Here is a 16,129-nt window from a genome sequence, read left to right as displayed (position 1 = left end):
GACCGACCGCCGGAGCGTCCCTAGAATCAGCCCATGCCTTTCGACGAGTGGTACGACGACGCCACGAAGGAGGCCGCGACCGCGCGGGTCCTCCAGCGCAGGATGACCAACCCGGGCGACCGCAACGTGCTCACGGTGGTCTCCGACGAGTTCAGCGTGCCCCGCCAGACCCTCGCCGACTGGGTCGAGGAGGCGTCACCCGAATCCGCGGCCGCGCCCAAGAAGCCGCGCCCCAAGTTCTCGCAGGTCGTCCGCACGTCGAAGCCGGCCCCGGCCCTCGAGGAGGCGCCCCCCGCTGACGAGGACGCCCCGGACGACGAGGCGGTCGCCGACGAGGCGGACGCCGACGAGCCGGACGCCGCGGCGGCGGAGCCGACCTACGCGGAAGAGCCGACCCCCGAGGAGTCGGTGGTGACGGAGGACGACGCCGAGCCGGCGCCCGCGACGGAAGACACGGACGAGCCCGAGCTCAAGCCGGAGCCCGAGCCCGATCTGGAGCCGACGGACGACGAGCTGGACCAGGACGACGTCGAGGACGAGGACGACCTCGACACCGCCGCCGACGCGGAGCCGGCACGCGACCCATACCCCGCCTCCCCCGCTCCCCTTTCCCCCGCTCCCCCCGCCCCCGCCGGCCGTGCCGCCGCCCTCGAGGCCGAGGCCGCCACGCTCCGGGCCGACGTGAAGGCGCTCGTCGCCGCGCTGCGCATCCTGCTCGAGGCCTGATGGAGGTCACCGAGCTGCTCGCGGTGCTCATGACCGCGCTGCTCGTGATCGCGGCCGCGACGCTCGTCGGGCCGCGCCTGAGGGTCGCCGCTCCGCTGCTGCTCGTGGCGATCGGGGTGGGCGCGAGCTTCCTGCCCGCGTTCGCGGCGGTCGAGATCGACCCCGAGCTGATCCTCGCCGGGGTGCTGCCGCCGCTGCTCTACTCGTCGGCGGTGTCGATGCCGGCGATGAACTTCCGGCGCGAGTTCGGCGCGATCAGCGGCCTGTCGGTCGTGCTGGTCGTGGCGAGCGCCCTCGTGCTCGGCGTCTTCTTCATGCTGGTGCTGCCCGACCTCGGCTTCGCGTGGGGCGTGGCGCTCGGCGCGGTGATCAGCCCGACCGACGCGGTCGCGACGTCGATCGTGCGGCAGACGTCGGTGTCGAAGCGGGTGGTCGCCATGCTCGACGGCGAGAGCCTGCTCAACGACGCGACCGCGCTGGTGCTGTTGCGGACGGCGATCGTGGCGACCGCCGCCTCCTTCTCGGTCTGGGGCGCCGTCGGCACGTTCGCGTACTCGGTCGTCGTGGCCCTGGTGATCGGGCTCGTCGTCGGGGCGGCGAACCTGGCGCTGCGGCGGAGGGTGACCGACTCGACCGTCAACACGGTGATCTCGTTCGCGGTGCCCTTCGTGGCGTCGCTGCCGGCGAGCGCCGTCGGGGCCTCCGGGCTCGTGGCGGCGGTGGTCGCGGGCCTGGTGACCGGGGTGCGGGCCCCGCGCGAGCTGTCGCCGCAGAACCGCCTCTCCGACTCGCAGAACTGGCGCACGGTCGAGCTGGTGCTCGAGGGTGCGGTGTTCCTGACGATGGGCCTGCAGATCCGGTCGATCGTGGTCGACGTGCAGGAGGACCACGCCGGGGTGGCGCCCGCGCTGCTGATCGCGGTGGGGGCGCTGGTGCTGACGATCGTGGTGCGGGCGGCGTACGTGGCGCCGCTGCTGCGGGTGCTGTCGGCGAGGGCGCGGCACGCCGAGGCGATGCAGCCGCGGGTGCAGAGCATGCACGAGCAGATCCGCACCGAGGGGGCCGTCGGGCCCTTCGCCGAGATGAACCGGCGCGGTCGCTCCGGCCCGTCGCAGCTCGCCGCCGAGGCGGGGCCTGAGGGAGTCGCCGTGCCCGCCCCCGCGGAGGTCGCGTCGCCGTCCCCCTCCCCCCGTCTCGGCTCCGGAGGCTCCCGCACGCCCTCGCCCCGCGCCTCCCGCACCCGGTCGCGGCGCACGTCGTCGTCGCGGCGCACGTCGTCGCGGACCCCGTCGCAGCGGACGCTCGACCAGTTCACGAGGCGGGTGACGCAGGGCCTGGCCGACATCGAGTACTTCCTGAGGCAGCCGCTCGGCTGGCGGGACGGGACGGCGGTCGTCTGGGCGGGGATGCGCGGTGCGGTGACGGTCGCCGCGGCGCAGACGCTGCCGGAGGACACGCCGCAGCGTCCGGTGCTGGTGCTGATCGCGTTCGCGGTGGCGGCGCTGTCGTTGCTGGTGCAGGGCGGGACGGTCGGTCCGTTGCTGAAGCGGCTGTCGCCGCCGGTCGACGAGGTGGAGCTGCACGAGCGCAACGAGTCGGAGCGGACGAGGATCTTCGAGCTGATGCGCGCGAGCGGCGACGCCGTGCCGGCCCCCGAGGCGCCGGTGCTCGAGCGCTCGAAGGAGGCGTTCGACGCGTCGGTGGCGCACACGCTCGCGATGCTGGCGGCGCAGCGGTCAGCCTTGCTCGACGCCCGCGACAACGGGCTGTTCGACGCCGACGTGCTGGCCGACGCGCTCGCGAACCTCGACGCGTCGGAGATCGCGATCGTGCTGCGCGGGCGGCTAGCGGACTGACGCGCGGGAGGCGCGGTGTGCGGAGCGGAGGACCGGGAGCCTCCTCCTCGCTCAGGTCACGAGCGGACTCGCGTGTTGCCCGGAGCGGCCTCCGCCGGGCGCTCGGGCCGGGTCGCTGACCGGATCTGCCAGGCCATGGCGGCGACGACGAGGAGGCCCCAGAAGACCGAACCGTCGACGTCGATCGCGAAGACGACGGCGAACAGCGAGATGACGACTGCGTTGAGGACGACCATCCACTTCAGATCGGAGCGGGACACGGCCTGCCTCAGGCCCTCGGGGAGAACGTGTTCTGGAACTCGATCATCGGCATCGTCACTCCTTCGGTCGGAGCCCGCCCAGTGCGGGCCACGACCAACGTACGACATGTCAGCAATCGTTCTCGCAACGATCCCGTCACGAAGGGGACGAATGGGATCGCCACCACGCCCGAGGACATGGCGATCGAGGGAACGCTAGACATCCGGGCCCAGGCGCGCCAAAATTGACATTCCGGCAGATGGTCCTAGGCTGCTCCCACCGAGCACCTTCCACCTCAGGAGCGAGCCCCATGCGCTGGATCTTCTACGTCGTCGCCACCGCGGCCTTGATCGCCTCATCGGCCTGGCTGGCTGCCTCGCCGGACGACACGAAGTGGATGCCGGCCCTCGCCTCCGCCCTGGTGGTGTTCAGCGGAGCAGTCGGCACCCTGGCGCTCCGCCGCCGGCGCGACAGCACCACCCGAGCCGCGAACGCCGGCAGCGTCGAGCGGGGCTAGCTGGGCTGGCACCTGTCACCCCAGGCAGGTCCGCGAGGATCGCTGGTCCCGCGACTCGCGCCTCCCCCCTGCGCCCCTGCGCCCCTGCCGGATCAGCTCGCCACCTCAGCTCGCGGGGTCGGCGGCCGGCTCGAGCGCCGGGTCGATCACGACCACGCCAGGGCCGTAGCGCTCGTCCGCCGCCCGCTGCAGGGTGCCGTCGTCGACGATGACGTGGACGCGGGCCCGACCGTCGAACTCCTCGACGCCGAGGACGGTGCCGTCGGTGCCGCTCGCCGCGCGGTAGTCCTCGACGGATGCGGTCACGGCCGGTGACGCTGCCGTGCCTGCGGTGTCGGACGAGCCCGGCGTGAGGAGGTCGACGGCCACGCCGTCCCACGGTCGGGCCGGGGAGGTCACGGTGAACGCCGTCCCGTCCCAAGTGCCGGTGACCTCGTACCGGCCCCATGTCGTGCCCGCGGCGGTCTCGGCGCCCTCGAGGCCCGACCAGTCCCAGCCTTGTACGGCCGGTCCGTCGCAGATCGGCGGGTACGACTCGAAGATGACGTCGAGGCAGAGCACCGGGGCCGCGCTGCCGTCGCGGCTGAGGACGGTCGTGCGGGTGGTCAGCTCCTGGGCGGCGGCGGCCGCGGCCGCGGGCGTCGTCGCGGGCGTCGGGCTCTGCTCGGCGGGGCTCGGGGCGCAGTCGGAGAGGACGAGCGCGACGGCGCCCGTGGCCGCGCAGGCCAGGCCGCGTGTGGTGAGCGTCGTCGTGGTCCCTCGTCCGTTCCGTGGGGTGGCCGGCGAGGAGGCGGGCGCCCTGCCGTGCGACGTCGCGCTGCCTCGTGACCGAGTCCTGCTCAGGCTGTCGCCTCCCACCGGCAGCATCAAGCCCGAGCCCGAGCCCTCGGGCAGGCAATGCCAAGATCGACGACGAGCCGCCGCTCCTGACGGCTTCATCGACGGGGGGACAGAGATGACCGACACGACCGACCTCGAGGCCTGACGCATGACGACCGTCGACGAGGCCCGCGCCCTGCGCGACGCGGAGGGCCTGCGCATGAAGATCTTCGAGCCGCACCTGAACGACACCGACATGGTCGTGGTCACGACGGGCGACACCGGTGGCTACCAGGTCTGGGCGACCGGCGAACGTGCGTCACCGTGGGGGCGGACGACCGTGTACGACTCCGAGTCGGACGCCCTCGACGACGGCCTCGCACGGGGGCGGGCAGGTCGCGACCTCGAGATCATCAGGGCCGACCGGCACGCTTCGTACGTGGCCGACATGACAGCCGTGAGTGCCACCGAGCCGTTCCCCGGCCCGCAGGGGTCGGTCGTCAGTCCTGTTCCCACGGGTCCCGGCCTCCTCGTGGAGTTCGCCGTCTTCTCGTCGTCGGCCACCGACGACCGTGGTCGCTACACCGACCACGTCGGCTCCCTCCGCGGGCGCCCTGGCGAGGGCTGGCAGGCCGCCACCCCCACCACGACGCTGACCACCCACGACACCGTCGACGAGGCCGTCGCGGCCCTGCTCGACGCCACCGGCAACTGACGGGGGCGCGGGTCAGTTGACCAGCGCCTCCCTCGGCCCCCGGCCCAGCAGTAGGTTCGCCTCATGAAGCTCCTCGCAGGGATCACGGCGGCGCTCCTCCTCGCCCTGGGCCTGCTGGTGCTCGCGGTGAGGGCCGACCCCGACGTGCCGCTCACCCTCACGGCCGCCGAGACGGACATCCCGTGGTGCAGCACGGACGAGCCGGTGATCGTGGCCGACCTCTCGACCGACGCCCTGCCCACCTGTGCGCCGCACGGAGTCGAGATGCGCTTCCCCGACGGAGCCGTGATCGACCTGCCCGACGAGCCCGGCACCGGCGCCCGCTCCGTCGGAGTCCACGACTACACCTACGTCGACGTCGGCGTCTTCGGCATGTACGCCTCCCGGGCCGATCGCGCCTGCGAGCACGTCGAGCAGTGGGGCACCCCCGAGGCCGTCCGCCGCGTCACCGAGGCCTTCGGCGACGACGCCCCCTGCGTCCACGACCAGAACTGACCCGAGGAGTCGCAGGTCGACTCCCCGCACCCGTCCCATCGCCGCCCGCTCAGGTTGGCAGGGTCGCCGCCAAGACGTCGGCGATCCGCTCGAGGTCGGTGCCGGCCGCGACGGTGAGGCTGATCTCGGATCGCCAGGACGGCTCGGAGCGGAGCGAGACGACGAAGTCGACGTGGGACCCGGTGTGGGAGGCCTGGATGTCGAGATCGCCTTCCAGGCTCTTCCACTCCTTCGTGCCCTGCCACCCGCGCCAGTGCCGGGAGAGGGAGGAGAAGTAGCGGGCGAGCTCAGGTGCATCGTGGAAGAAGAAGACCCAGCGAGCCGCGGTGAGGCCTCCGCGGCTGATCTCGACCAGCACCTGCTCGCCCTCCTCGTGCGGCAACCGCTCGACGTCGAGGACGGTCACACCCTCGGAGCGCGTGCCGATGATGACGACGGGAATCATGGGGTCAGCTTGGCAGTGAAGTGCGCTGCAGGGCGATGGCTCGCTGTGTCCCGACCGCGACCTCGGCCTCAGGTCGACGAGCTCGATGGATGCTCCTGTCTGGTGGTGCTCACGGTGAAGACGGGGTGTCGAGAGCTGTCGCGAGTTGCTCAACAGAGCTCAGGAGGGTGCCCCAGTCGTATGCGTCGGGCTCTCGGGGCAAGAGCGACTGGACTCGAGCTCGCAGGTGCTCCTCGAGGCCGATCAGCATCGCGTTGCGCGAGGCTCTGGCTAGTTCCCCTTGCGCGTTCAGCAGTGCTCCGGGACCTTCGAGATCATGAGCTACTAGTTGTCCTCTCACCGCGGCGAGGGACATCGATACTCGCTCGCGCGCGTCGGTGTCGAGACGGCTCGCCCCCCAAGCTCTGGCCAACAGATGAAGGCTCGCGAGAACGTGACACGCCTCCGGGTAGCCGAGCTCGTCCCCGGCTGGCATCGGGCTGAGCCACTCGGCGCCCGCATCGGTGGCTGAGACGGGTGGCTCTGTGAAGCGAGCGGACTGGAGTTGTCGAGCAGCCTCGTTGGGCACGTACCCCAGCGTCGCGATGACCATCAGGACACGTGCTCGAGTCTCCGCGGCGACAGCGTCCGGGGTCCGCAGCACGCGGAAGACTGTCTGCTGGGAGACCCCGGCCGTGCACGCGACGTCTCGCATGGTCGCGTTCCTCGTCCCTGTCATCCGGTCACGCTCCTCGATGAGCCGCGGGGTCGAGAGCGGGACGTCGGGGCCGGTCCTGAGCAGACCGCCCCGACGTGCCTCCCTACCCCTTGACCCCTCCTGCGCTGAGCCCCGACTGCCAGAACCTCTGCAGGAAGAGGAAGGCGACGACGAGCGGCAGGATGGAGACGAACGACCCTGTCAGCACGGTCGAGAAGAGCACCTGGGCGCCGCCGCCTCCGGTCGCTGCCTGTTGCCACTGAGCGAGGCCGACCGTCGCCGGGAACAGGCTCGGGTCGTTCAGCATGATGAGCGGGAGGAAGTAGTTGTTCCACGTCGACACCAGGGCGAACAGCAGTACGGTCACCATGCCCGGGGCGAGCAGCCTCGACGAGATGGTGAGGAAGATGCGCAGCTCGCCGGCGCCGTCGATGCGGGCCGCCTCCAGCAAGCTGTCGTCGACCGCCTCGGCTGCGTAGACGCGCATGAGGTAGACGCCGAAGGGGCTGACGAGCGACGGCAGGATGATCGCCCACGGGGTGTCGACGAGGTTGGCCGCGCTGAACAGCAGGTAGGTCGGGATCGCCAGGGCGGTCAGCGGCACCATGACGGCGCCGAGGATCAGCCCGAAGACGAACGACCGGCCGCGGAACACGTACTTCGCCAGGGAGTAGCCGCACATGGTTGCGAGGATCGCAGCTCCGACAGAGCTCACCACGGCGTAGAGGACCGTGTTGCCCATCCATTGCAGGAAGATGCCGTCCTGGAAGGTGAACAGCTGGGCGACGTTGTCGCCGAGAGCGAAGGTGCGCCCGAACGCCAGGCCGAACGTGCTGAAGATGTCGGCGTTCGTCTTCGTCGCCTGCACCCCGAGCCAGACGAGCGGCAGGAGGAAGTACGCCAGCGTGATCCAGAGGATCACGGTGAGGATCGGCGCCTTCTTCTTGGATCGGTCGACGCGACCTCGAGGGCGTCGCCGACCCGCGCCTCCTGCGCTCTCGAGGCGGGGATCAGGTCGGTCGGCGGCCGTGGCTCCGGCGGTGTCGACGGGTGCGGGTGCGATCGTCACGAGAGTCGCTCCTTGCGCGAGGTGGCGAGCTGCACCACGTAGCTGATGATCATGATGAGGAACCCGAGCAAGAACGCGATGGCCGCTGCGTAGTTGACGTCCTGGTTCTTGAAGGCGACGTTGTAGGCGTAGAGGTTCGGAGTGAAGTCCGAGCCGATGGCGTTCGGGGCGATGCTGTAGAGCAGGTTCGGCTCGTTGAAGAGCTGGAACGACCCGATCACCGAGAAGATGACCGTGAGCAGGATCGCCGAGCGGATCGCGGGGATCTTGATGCTCCAGGCCACCCGCCAGGGGCCGGCGCCGTCGATCTCGGCGGCTTCGTACATCTCGGTGGGCACGCTGCGGAGCGCGGCGTAGAGGACGATCATGTTGTAGCCGATGAACTCCCAGCTGACGATGTTCATCGTGCTGCCGAGGACGTTCTGGGGTGACAGCAGGTCGGGCGCGGGCAGGCCAGCGCTGGTGAGCACCTGGGCGATGAGGCCGGATTCGCGGCCGTAGAGATAGCCCCACATCAGCGTCGCGACGACGCCCGGGACGGCGTACGGCACGAAGATCGCGAGCCGGACGAACTTGCTGCCGGCGACCTTGCCAGTGTCGAGGGCGAGGGCGACGAAGAGCGCGATCACGAGCATGATCGGCACCTGCACGAACAGGAACAGCGCCACCCGCCCGAGGCCTGCGTAGAAGCTGGGGTCGCTGAGGGCGCGCTGGTAGTTGGCGAGGCCGGAGAAGACCTGCCCGCCGACGAGCTGCGAGGTGAAGGTGCTGAGGTACCCGGCGTAGCCGAGCGGCACGAGGAACATGCCGGCGAACACGACCAGGAACGGGATCGCCAGCGCCCATGCCGCGATGAGCTGGGGGCGGTGCAGCGAGCTCGAGCGCCGCGGCGTCGCGGGCTGACGAGAGGACGAGGAGGCGCGGGGCGCCTCACGAGGAGGGGTGACGGACGTGGCCATGGGGACTCCTTTGCCGGGCCGGGGGCGCCCCCGTCGCCGCCGGCCCCGGGGAAGGGGGCGGCGACAGGGGCGTCCGTGAGCGCTACTTGACGGTGAAGCCCTGCTGCTTCGCGTAGGCGGTGACGTCGTCCTGCCACGCCGTGAGGGCGGCGGACATGTCACCGTGGTCAGCGATCGCCTTGCCGAGGGTGTCGTTGAAGCTCGAGTAGACGTAGTCGTTGAACGGCAGCCACTGGAAGTCGGTGCTGACCGTGTCGGAGATGTCGGCGAAGAGCTCGTTGACCTTCTGGCCGCCGTAGAAGTCCGAGGCTGTGTCCGTGAACTCCGGGCTCGTCAGAGTGTCGGTCGTCGTCGGGAAGAGGAACTGCTCGTTGGCGAACTGCAGCGTCGACTCGGGGTCGGTGTTGAGGAACTTGCTGAACTCGGCAGCGACGATCGGGTTCGCGGTGCCCTCGATCACGGCGTCGCTCGAGCCGCCCCAGTTGCCCGAGACGTCGTCGCCGGCCTCCCACTGCGGGATCTTCGCGGCGGTCCACTTGCCGGCGGTGTTCGCGGCCGTGCCCTGGAGGAACACGGGGCCCCACGCAGCGGTCTGCCAGCTGGCGTACTTGCCCGACGAGAAGCCCTGGTACCAAGCGTCGTTGAAGTCGGCGTCCGTGGAGACGAGGTCCTTGTCGATCAGGTCCTGCCAGAAGGTGACGACCTTCTGCGTGTCGGGCGAGTCCAGGTCGATGCCGACGGTCTTGTCGCCGTCGTAGGAGAATGGCTGCGCGCCAGCCTGCCAGAAGAGGCTCACGACCTGGCCCGGGTCGTTGCCGGGCAGGTTGGAGATGTACGAGTCGGTCTTGTCCTTGATGACCTGGGCGTCGCTGGCGAAGTCGTCCCACGTGGCGGGCGCCTCCGTGAGTCCTGCCTGCTCGTAGATGTCGGACCGGTAGAGGTTGCCGATCGGGCCGGAGTCCTGAGGCACCGACCAGACACCGGTGTCGTCGGCGACCTGGTTCCAGATCCAGTCGACGGTCTTGTCCTCCAGCTCCGCACCACCGTAGGGCGTGAGGTCGACGAGGCTGTTCGTCTGACGGAACGACGGGATGTACTGGTACTCGATCTGTGCCACGTCGGGCGCGCCCTTGCCGGCCTTCAGCGCCGTGCGGAGCTTCGGGTACTGGACGGTACCGGTGCCCGTGTTGACGACCTCGACGTTGATCTTCGGGTACTTGGCCTCGAAGAGGTCGACCTCCTTCTGGACGTCAGGCACCCAGGTCCAGAAAGTGATCGTCGTCTCGGTGTCCATCGCCTTGTCGATGTCGGCCTGGGAGACGGTGTCGGTGGTGCCGCCGCCGCCGTCGGCCGCGCCGCCGGACGGTGCACACGCGGTCAGCGTGAACGCCGAGACGATCGCCAGGGACACGAGCGCCTTTGCTGTGTTCTTTCTCTTCATGACAGTTCTTCCTAGAGGGGGTGGGGGTTGTGGCCGGTAGGGAGGGGTGGTGGAGGGGGTGACTAGGGGGTCGCTGGCTCGGTCCCGGCCTCGCCGTCGATGAGCTCGAAGACGTGGGCCGAGCGCGGGGCGAGAGTGACGGTGGTCCCGGCTGCCGCGGCCTGGCGGGTCTCGAGGTCGCGGACCGCTGTGGGCGTGGTGACGGTCGCCTCGTGGGCCGACCAGTTCGACACGAACGCCAGGTCGGAGAACCCGGGGCGGGTGCCCGTCGTGACGGTGACCGTGTCGGTCGCCGCCCATGCACTCGCTGACGTCGCCGGCAGGAGCCAGCGGGCGATGCTGCGCGAGAGCTCGGGGTTGGGCACCGTGGCGATGTACGTGACGCGACCTGCACCGGAGGTGCGGGTCGTCATCACGGCGTCGGCTCTGATCTCGGTGTCCGGGAACCACAGCACGACCTCCGCCTCCTCGACGACCAGCACGTCTGCCCAGCGTGTGCCGGCCGAGCCGGGCTCGAGCTCGAGCTCGCCCGCCGGTGTCGTCGCTACTGCCGTCTGCACCGGCAGCGGCTCATCGAGGTTGGTGTACTCCTCGTACCAGACGCCGGCGGGGCCCGAGAGGACCGCCGGGGCGACGTCCCGCCGTGCCCGGGCGAGCTCGTCGCCGTAGCCGGTGCGGACGCCGACGACGAGGTGGCCACCCGCCTCCGCGTAGGCGGCGAGGGCCTCGAGGGTCTCGTCGTCGGCGACGTACAGACCGGGCACGACGAGCACGGGGTGCTCTGCCGCGACGGATGCGGGGTCGGCGGCGAGGAACTGCGCCACGTGCTGGATCCGCACTTGCGCGCCGGCCTCGGCGAGCCCCCGGTAATGGGCATCGAACAGGTGCAGGTACGAGTCGGGGTCGGGGCTGCCGTCCGGGAGAGCGAGGGGCGGGTAGCCCTCGAAGGACCACTTCGTGTCGGTGGACCAGAGCATGAGCACGTCGGCGGTGGGGACGAGGCCGTCCACCGCGCCCCCCAGGGCCTTGAGCGTGGCGCCGAGGGCTGCGACCTCGCGGTAGATACGGCCGGGACGCTGGCTGTGCGGCAGCACGCCGCCCCAGTAGGTCTCGACGCCGAAGTGCAGCGTGTGCCAGTGCCAGTACTCGACCATGCGGGCGCCGCGGGCGACGAGCGCGAGGGCTGCCTGTTTGATCTGGCCGTCGAACGGCGGCTGGTTCTGCCAGGGTCCGCCGATGGACTGGGCGTTGGTCTCGGTGACGAGGAACGGCGCCTGCGCCGACGAGAAGGCACGGTCACCCCACTGGTGCAGGGCCCAGACGCCGGTGTGCCACCAGCCTGCCTCGCGCTGCACCTCGACGCCGCGGGTGAGGCCGTCCTGCATCTTGTAGTACGGGTTGCCGGCCGTGACGTCCAAGCTCTTGACGAGGCGGTCGTCGGCGACCTGGGGACGGGCGTACGAGATGCAGGTCGTGACGAACTGGTCGTCCCTGGCGTACTCGCGCACGACGTCGGCCTGCCAGGCGATGAGCTCGTCAGCCAGCTCGCCCTGGAAGCGGCGCCACTCGAGGTCGTACTGCGGTTGGACGTTGCCGTCGGGGCGCCAGAGCTGCGACCAGTCCGTGAGGCGGTGCGACCAGTAGACGAGACCCCACTCGTCGTTCAACGACTCGACCGTGCCGTAGCGGCGCTCGAGCCATGCGACGAAACGCCTGAAGACCTGGTCGTTGCGGGGCAGCTCGTTGCCGGGCTCGTTGTCGACCTGCCAGCCGACGACGGCCGGGTGGTCCGCGTATCGCGCGGCGACCCGACGAACGATGCGCTCGGCGTAGAAGCGGTAGGCGGGGTGGCTCTGGTCCATCTCCTGGCGGGCGCCCCAGCCGGCACGGTGGCCGGTGACGCGCTCGGCGGCGATCTCGGGGTGCAGCACCTGCAGCCACGGCGGCACGGCGTAGGTCGGCGTTCCGAGGATCACGGAGATGCCGCGGGCGTGGGCTCCGTCCAGGACGGGCTGCAGCCAGTCGAGGTCGAACTCGCCCTCGCGGGGCTCCCAGGTGGACCAGACGGACTCCCCGACGCGGATGACGGTGAAGCCCGCCTCGACCATGAGATCGAGATCGCGATCGAGGGTGCCGTCCTGCTGGTACTCGGCGTAGTAGGCGGCCCCGAAGAGGACTCCGGAGTGGGTGGGTGCTGACGTCATCGTCGACCTGTTCTCTCGTGCCGGACGTCGTCGACCGGCGGTGTGCGCCACAGTTTCCTGCTGCTGCCTGCAGCGATGTTGTCGATAACATCGCCGTGGAAGTGAAGCTAGCCCACCCTCTCGCGCATCGCAAGAGGATGTTCGAGGTCACCCGAGCGGGGTGCCCGAGAGGGAGGTCACGAGCGCGGAGCAGCCGTGGAGGTGCGGACGATGAGCCGAGGAGCGGGGAGGCGGACAGGGCGATCTTCTGCCTTGCCCTCGATGACCGCGATGAGGGCGGTCACGACATGAGCGCCCTCCGATCGGAAGTCCATGTCGATCGACGTCAACGGCGGGACCATGAACCTCGCCTCCGGAGCATTGTCGACGCCCACGACACTGACGTCAGCCGGCACTGACACTCCGTGAGAGGACAGGGCGGCCATCAAGCCCATCGCCATCGGGTCGTTGGCGAGGGCGATCGCCGTGATCCCGCCGGAGCCTCCACCCAACGCATGATCCGCGACGAGAGTCAGGCCTGCGGAGAAACCCGAGTCGGCGGACCAATCTCCCTCGACGACTCGAGCGATGCGGCCTCCGCCGCCGATGAAGGCCTTCCTGAAGCCGTCGAGGCGCTCTCGTGCCGGGAGCCACTGGAGGGGGCCCGCGACGTACGCGACGTCGCGGTGACCGAGGGTGAGGAGGTGCTCTCCGGCCAGGCGGCCGACGTCCTCGTTTACCGTCTGGTCGGAATCTCTGAGCAACAGTCCGAAGTCCCGCGCAACGGGCACGGTCATGTTCCGCTCGGCTATCGCCTCCCGCGCCACCGCAGTCTGAGCCGTGAGGACGATGCCCGAGATCTGCTGGCTGAGCACGAGGTCGAGTGCGTCTCTGACGCTGTCGACGTCGGTGCCGTCCATGGAGACGATGTCGGTCACGTAGCCGAGGCTGCGCGCGGCCTCGGTGGCCCCCGCGATCGTGAGCGCTGGGCCCGACTGGTGCATGTTGTCCGCGAGGAGGGCGATGCGGTTGGAGCGTCCGAGACGGAGGAACCGCGCTGCGCTGTTCGGTCGGTAGTCGAGTTCAGCCAACGCGCTCTCGACCTTCTCGCGCGTGGCCGGACGGATCCCTTCGAAGCCCCGCAGGAACCGACTGACGGTCTGGTGAGACACGCCTGCACGCTTGGCCACGTCGTAGATCGTGGCTTCGGGCATGCACGGAGCGTAGTACGACTCGCGAGTCCATACAGATGTCGGTGGTCCTGCTGACGCCCCCCGACCGATCTAGGCAAACGGGCTAGCCGGTGCCGCCGCCGGGATCGTCGTCACCGCCCCGAGCACCCGGTCCTGAACGCGGGATGCCTGTCGGGAGCGTGAAGACACTCAGCGTGTCCAGCATCCCAGGCACCGACATCTTGATTGACCCAGGCGGAGACGACGGCGGCCAAGTCACGTCGTCGACACTGCACGACGCTGCGACGCTTCTAACGGATGCTCCCGCTGGTGATTTCTGGATGTTGATCCGCGCGTTCTCCCTCCCGAAGGGTGACGAGCCTGTGGAGGTCGGGCTCGAGGCCCAGTCGCCTCAGAGCGAGGGCTGCGACGTCGTCTTCGAGGAACCGTGCCTCGTGGAGAAGACGATCTCCGACTTCCGCGACGAGTCGTGAATCACCGTTCTCCTCGCTGCCGATCACCGACGACGTCATGCTCGCGGCCGTGCGCGGCGCCTGACGATCGACGCTTCGCATCTGGCACCCTTCCGGTAGCCGGTCATTGGAACCGTCGATCTCGGGCTCAGGTCGTGATGGATGCACCACCGCTCGCGTCACGTGGACGCCACATCGCCATGGGCTCGGCCGAGGGAAGGCCCGTGATGGGGCCGAGCTCGACGAAGCCGTGGCGGCGGTAGAGGGCCCTGTTCCGTTCCGTCGAGGATTCGAGGTAAGCAGCATCACCCGCCGCGTCGATCTGCCGCAGGCGATGCTCGAGCAGCGACGTCCCGACTCCGAGGCCCCGCGCGGTCGTCGAGACGCCGATCTCGGCGAGGTACCAGTGGGGCAGCGTCGGTCGTGGACGCTGGAGCGCCGTGCGGTGCCGCAGCGCCGCCACCGCCCCACGGATGCCCAGTGCCCGCAGGTAGCCGGGCAGCTGCGCCACGGTGGGCCACGGCGACTCCCGGCCGGTGCGGTGAGCCTCCCAGACCGCGGTGCCGACGACCTCGCCCCGAGCATCGACGGCGACGTCCACCGTGCCGGCCTGCACCGGCCCCGAGCGCAGCATCGCCCAGAACAGCTCCTCGAGCCGATGCCGTCGCCGAGGACCCGGAGGGACGAACGACGCCATGACCGGATCGTTCTCGAACGCCTCAGCGAGCGGCCGTGCGGCCGCTCGCTGCGAGGGGTGAGCCCGTCGGATGTCGACTGAGCGGGCGTCTCGCGACGATGGTGTCGGCGAAGGGGGACGCTTCCTGGAAGAGGTCATGGGGTGACCGTACGACCTCGATCTGGCCAAGTGGCCAAATAGGGGCCGTGACCGCTCGATGGTCAGGAAGTACTCGGTGAACACGCAGTTGGCCACATGGCCAAATATGCGTAGGCTCGCGGTCATGACCCCGCCCCGAGAGCACCGCCCCCAGGACGAACGCCGCCGCCAGCTGATCGACGCGGCCGTCGCTGTCATGACCGACGAAGGAGTCGCCGCGGTCACCACCCGTGCCGTCACGGCTCGTGCCGGCCTGCCGCACGGGTCGTTCCACTACTGCTTCGACTCCAAGGCCGATCTCTTCTCGGCGATCCTCGGCCAGGAGCTCCGCGCCTCCCTCGTCGCGGCGTTCGACCCGCCGGCTGAGCCGCTCTCGCCCACGAAGCGCATCGCCAACGGCCTGCAGGCGAGGCTCGACCTCGTGGCGGCACGGCCCGACCACGCGGTCGCCCTCGTCGAGCTGACCGCCCTGTCGCACCGCGACCCGGCCCTCCGCCACCTGGCCCGGTGGGAGCAGGAGGAATACGGCCGGGAGGTCACCCGCAACGTCGACGAGTGGACCGCCTCCGACGGGCTCCGCTGGTCAGCCCCCACGAGCGAGGTCGCGGCGCTGCTCATCGCCGTCGCCGACGGGGTCGCCACCGCCTGGCTCGCCGACCGCGACGACGAGGCCGCCCGCGCCTCCGTCGGCCTCGCCGCCCGGGCCGTCGCGTCCCTGCTCGACGGGAGCGGGTCGTGACCTGGCTGTGGCTCGCCGGGGCGATCGCCGTCGAGGTCACCGCCTCTCTCGCCCTGCAGGCCGCCGTCGACGCTCCCGGCTGGTACGCCCTCGTCGTGGCCGGGTACCTCTCGGCGTTCTTCTGCCTGACCCGCGTCCTGAAGGGCAACATGGCCATCGGAGTCGCCTACGGCATCTGGGGCGCCGCGGGCGTCGCGGTGACCGCCGTCATGGCGTCGATCCTCTTCGACCAAGCACTCACTGGGGTCATGGTCCTCGGCCTCGTGCTCATCGTCGCGGGCGTGCTCCTCGTCGAGCTCGGGTCCCAGCGGGCGCATGCGGCACGTGCCGAGGCTGCTGCTCTCCGCCTCGAGAGAAGCATCTGATGGCCTGGATCCTGCTGTCCGTCGCGATCGTGTTAGAAGTCGCGGCCACCGTCAGCCTGAAGCTCGCCACCGACGGCAGGAAGCGCTGGTACATCGTCGTCGGGATCGGCTACGTCACCGCCTTCTCACTCCTGGCCGGAGCTCTCTCACTGGGCCTGCCGATCGGAGTCGCCTACGGCGTCTGGGCCGCCACCGGCGTCGCCCTCACGGCGGTCATCGGGCGCCTCCTGTTCAAGGACCCCCTCACCTGGCTCATGGGAGCCGGCATCGCCTGCATCATCGCGGGCGTCCTCCTGATCGAGCTCGGTCACTGATCCCCCGCTCGTCGTGCCTGTTCACGTCCTCCACAGCCCCAGCCTCGCCCCCAGTCGACTGACGACGGC

General features: G+C 70.2%; 19 protein-coding genes. 9 read left to right on the top strand and 10 right to left on the bottom strand.

Annotated features, from left to right (window positions below; genetic code table 11):
• Positions 1–33 precede the first annotated feature (33 nt).
• Positions 34–726: a hypothetical protein gene (locus IFT72_RS11305; RefSeq protein ID WP_192046480.1), complete on the top strand. Its 693-nt coding sequence runs from the start codon at positions 34–36 to the stop codon at positions 724–726.
• On the top strand, positions 726–2,582 hold the full coding sequence (locus IFT72_RS11300; protein WP_192046479.1) for a sodium:proton antiporter: 1,857 nt from the start codon (positions 726–728) through the stop codon (positions 2,580–2,582). The genes IFT72_RS11305 and IFT72_RS11300 overlap by 1 nt, the downstream gene beginning before the upstream one ends.
• Before the next feature lie 56 nt (positions 2,583–2,638).
• Here IFT72_RS11300 and IFT72_RS11295 read toward each other — a convergent pair whose 3' ends face one another.
• Positions 2,639–2,842 carry a hypothetical protein gene (locus IFT72_RS11295; RefSeq protein WP_192046478.1) on the bottom strand — a complete coding sequence of 68 codons (204 nt, stop codon included), beginning with the start codon at positions 2,840–2,842 and terminating at the stop codon, positions 2,639–2,641.
• A gap of 290 nt (positions 2,843–3,132) precedes the next feature.
• On the opposite strand from IFT72_RS11295, the gene IFT72_RS11290 reads away from it, so the two are divergent.
• Positions 3,133–3,339 (top strand): hypothetical protein, encoded by a 207-nt coding sequence (locus tag IFT72_RS11290; protein WP_192046477.1) that lies wholly within the window; start codon positions 3,133–3,135, stop codon positions 3,337–3,339.
• A gap of 105 nt (positions 3,340–3,444) precedes the next feature.
• On the opposite strand, the gene IFT72_RS11285 is transcribed toward IFT72_RS11290, so the two are convergent.
• Positions 3,445–4,197, bottom strand: a complete 753-nt coding sequence (locus IFT72_RS11285) for a hypothetical protein (RefSeq protein ID WP_192046476.1) — start codon at positions 4,195–4,197, stop codon at positions 3,445–3,447.
• 130 nt (positions 4,198–4,327) lie between these two features.
• Between IFT72_RS11285 and IFT72_RS11280 the strand changes: the two genes are divergently transcribed.
• Together IFT72_RS11280 and IFT72_RS11275 are read left to right on the top strand one after the other, a co-directional pair.
• Complete coding sequence (locus IFT72_RS11280) at positions 4,328–4,873, top strand: hypothetical protein (RefSeq protein ID WP_192046475.1); 546 nt, start codon at positions 4,328–4,330, stop codon at positions 4,871–4,873.
• Between the two features lie 63 nt (positions 4,874–4,936).
• Positions 4,937–5,368: a hypothetical protein gene (locus IFT72_RS11275; RefSeq protein WP_192046474.1), complete on the top strand. Its 432-nt coding sequence runs from the start codon at positions 4,937–4,939 to the stop codon at positions 5,366–5,368.
• Positions 5,369–5,417: 49 nt separating this feature from the next.
• Here the strand turns inward: IFT72_RS11275 and IFT72_RS11270 are convergent, their stop codons facing one another.
• From IFT72_RS11270 to IFT72_RS11240, 7 genes are all read right to left on the bottom strand, one after another.
• Positions 5,418–5,813 (bottom strand): DUF6228 family protein, encoded by a 396-nt coding sequence (locus tag IFT72_RS11270; protein ID WP_192046473.1) that lies wholly within the window; start codon positions 5,811–5,813, stop codon positions 5,418–5,420.
• 109 nt (positions 5,814–5,922) lie between these two features.
• On the bottom strand, positions 5,923–6,507 hold the full coding sequence (locus tag IFT72_RS11265; protein WP_192046472.1) for a LacI family DNA-binding transcriptional regulator: 585 nt from the start codon (positions 6,505–6,507) through the stop codon (positions 5,923–5,925).
• Positions 6,508–6,613: 106 nt separating this feature from the next.
• A complete protein-coding gene (locus IFT72_RS11260) occupies positions 6,614–7,579 on the bottom strand; it encodes a carbohydrate ABC transporter permease (RefSeq protein ID WP_371741267.1) in 966 nt (321 codons plus the stop codon).
• Positions 7,576–8,538: a carbohydrate ABC transporter permease gene (locus tag IFT72_RS11255; RefSeq protein WP_192046471.1), complete on the bottom strand. Its 963-nt coding sequence runs from the start codon at positions 8,536–8,538 to the stop codon at positions 7,576–7,578. The genes IFT72_RS11260 and IFT72_RS11255 overlap by 4 nt, the downstream gene beginning before the upstream one ends.
• Before the next feature lie 82 nt (positions 8,539–8,620).
• On the bottom strand, positions 8,621–9,979 hold the full coding sequence (locus IFT72_RS11250) for an ABC transporter substrate-binding protein (protein WP_192046470.1): 1,359 nt from the start codon (positions 9,977–9,979) through the stop codon (positions 8,621–8,623).
• Positions 9,980–10,041: 62 nt separating this feature from the next.
• Positions 10,042–12,183 carry a beta-galactosidase gene (locus IFT72_RS11245; protein ID WP_192046469.1) on the bottom strand — a complete coding sequence of 714 codons (2,142 nt, stop codon included), beginning with the start codon at positions 12,181–12,183 and terminating at the stop codon, positions 10,042–10,044.
• A 176-nt stretch (positions 12,184–12,359) separates the two neighbouring features.
• Entirely contained in the window at positions 12,360–13,376 is a 1,017-nt protein-coding gene (locus tag IFT72_RS11240) for a LacI family DNA-binding transcriptional regulator (RefSeq protein WP_192046468.1), read from the bottom strand.
• A 158-nt stretch (positions 13,377–13,534) separates the two neighbouring features.
• Between IFT72_RS11240 and IFT72_RS11235 the strand changes: the two genes are divergently transcribed.
• Complete coding sequence (locus IFT72_RS11235) at positions 13,535–13,828, top strand: hypothetical protein (RefSeq protein ID WP_192046467.1); 294 nt, start codon at positions 13,535–13,537, stop codon at positions 13,826–13,828.
• Positions 13,829–13,955: 127 nt separating this feature from the next.
• On the opposite strand, the gene IFT72_RS11230 is transcribed toward IFT72_RS11235, so the two are convergent.
• A complete protein-coding gene (locus IFT72_RS11230) occupies positions 13,956–14,504 on the bottom strand; it encodes an N-acetyltransferase (protein WP_244634423.1) in 549 nt (182 codons plus the stop codon).
• A 262-nt stretch (positions 14,505–14,766) separates the two neighbouring features.
• On the opposite strand from IFT72_RS11230, the gene IFT72_RS11225 reads away from it, so the two are divergent.
• From IFT72_RS11225 to IFT72_RS11215, 3 genes are read left to right on the top strand one after another with little or no spacing between them, the layout of a single operon-like run.
• Positions 14,767–15,381, top strand: coding sequence for a TetR/AcrR family transcriptional regulator (locus IFT72_RS11225; protein ID WP_192046466.1), 615 nt, complete (start codon positions 14,767–14,769; stop codon positions 15,379–15,381).
• Positions 15,378–15,746, top strand: coding sequence for an SMR family transporter (locus IFT72_RS11220; protein ID WP_192046465.1), 369 nt, complete (start codon positions 15,378–15,380; stop codon positions 15,744–15,746). Before IFT72_RS11225 ends, IFT72_RS11220 begins: the two co-directional genes overlap by 4 nt.
• Positions 15,746–16,060 (top strand): multidrug efflux SMR transporter, encoded by a 315-nt coding sequence (locus IFT72_RS11215; protein WP_192046464.1) that lies wholly within the window; start codon positions 15,746–15,748, stop codon positions 16,058–16,060. The genes IFT72_RS11220 and IFT72_RS11215 overlap by 1 nt, the downstream gene beginning before the upstream one ends.
• The last annotated feature ends 69 nt before the right edge of the window (positions 16,061–16,129 follow it).

It is taken from the genome of Frigoribacterium sp. CFBP 8754, assembly GCF_014841815.1.
Lineage (GTDB): Bacteria > Actinomycetota > Actinomycetes > Actinomycetales > Microbacteriaceae > Frigoribacterium > Frigoribacterium endophyticum.
Note: the sequence above shows the minus strand (reverse complement) of the source record. Positions and strands in the feature narration are given on the sequence as shown.

Bases quoted from the DNA above. Each gene is read 5' to 3' on its own strand.
- IFT72_RS11305 (WP_192046480.1), top strand. From the start codon at position 34: ATGCCTTTCGACGAGTGGTACGACGACGCCACGAAGGAGGCCGCGACC.
- IFT72_RS11300 (WP_192046479.1), top strand. From the start codon at position 726: ATGGAGGTCACCGAGCTGCTCGCGGTGCTCATGACCGCGCTGCTCGTG.
- IFT72_RS11290 (WP_192046477.1), top strand. From the start codon at position 3,133: ATGCGCTGGATCTTCTACGTCGTCGCCACCGCGGCCTTGATCGCCTCA.
- IFT72_RS11280 (WP_192046475.1), top strand. From the start codon at position 4,328: ATGACGACCGTCGACGAGGCCCGCGCCCTGCGCGACGCGGAGGGCCTG.
- IFT72_RS11275 (WP_192046474.1), top strand. From the start codon at position 4,937: ATGAAGCTCCTCGCAGGGATCACGGCGGCGCTCCTCCTCGCCCTGGGC.
- IFT72_RS11270 (WP_192046473.1), bottom strand. From the start codon at position 5,813: ATGATTCCCGTCGTCATCATCGGCACGCGCTCCGAGGGTGTGACCGTC.
- IFT72_RS11265 (WP_192046472.1), bottom strand. From the start codon at position 6,507: ATGCGAGACGTCGCGTGCACGGCCGGGGTCTCCCAGCAGACAGTCTTC.
- IFT72_RS11255 (WP_192046471.1), bottom strand. From the start codon at position 8,538: ATGGCCACGTCCGTCACCCCTCCTCGTGAGGCGCCCCGCGCCTCCTCG.
- IFT72_RS11250 (WP_192046470.1), bottom strand. From the start codon at position 9,979: ATGAAGAGAAAGAACACAGCAAAGGCGCTCGTGTCCCTGGCGATCGTC.
- IFT72_RS11245 (WP_192046469.1), bottom strand. From the start codon at position 12,183: ATGACGTCAGCACCCACCCACTCCGGAGTCCTCTTCGGGGCCGCCTAC.
- IFT72_RS11240 (WP_192046468.1), bottom strand. From the start codon at position 13,376: ATGCCCGAAGCCACGATCTACGACGTGGCCAAGCGTGCAGGCGTGTCT.
- IFT72_RS11230 (WP_244634423.1), bottom strand. From the start codon at position 14,504: ATGGCGTCGTTCGTCCCTCCGGGTCCTCGGCGACGGCATCGGCTCGAG.
- IFT72_RS11225 (WP_192046466.1), top strand. From the start codon at position 14,767: ATGACCCCGCCCCGAGAGCACCGCCCCCAGGACGAACGCCGCCGCCAG.
- IFT72_RS11215 (WP_192046464.1), top strand. From the start codon at position 15,746: ATGGCCTGGATCCTGCTGTCCGTCGCGATCGTGTTAGAAGTCGCGGCC.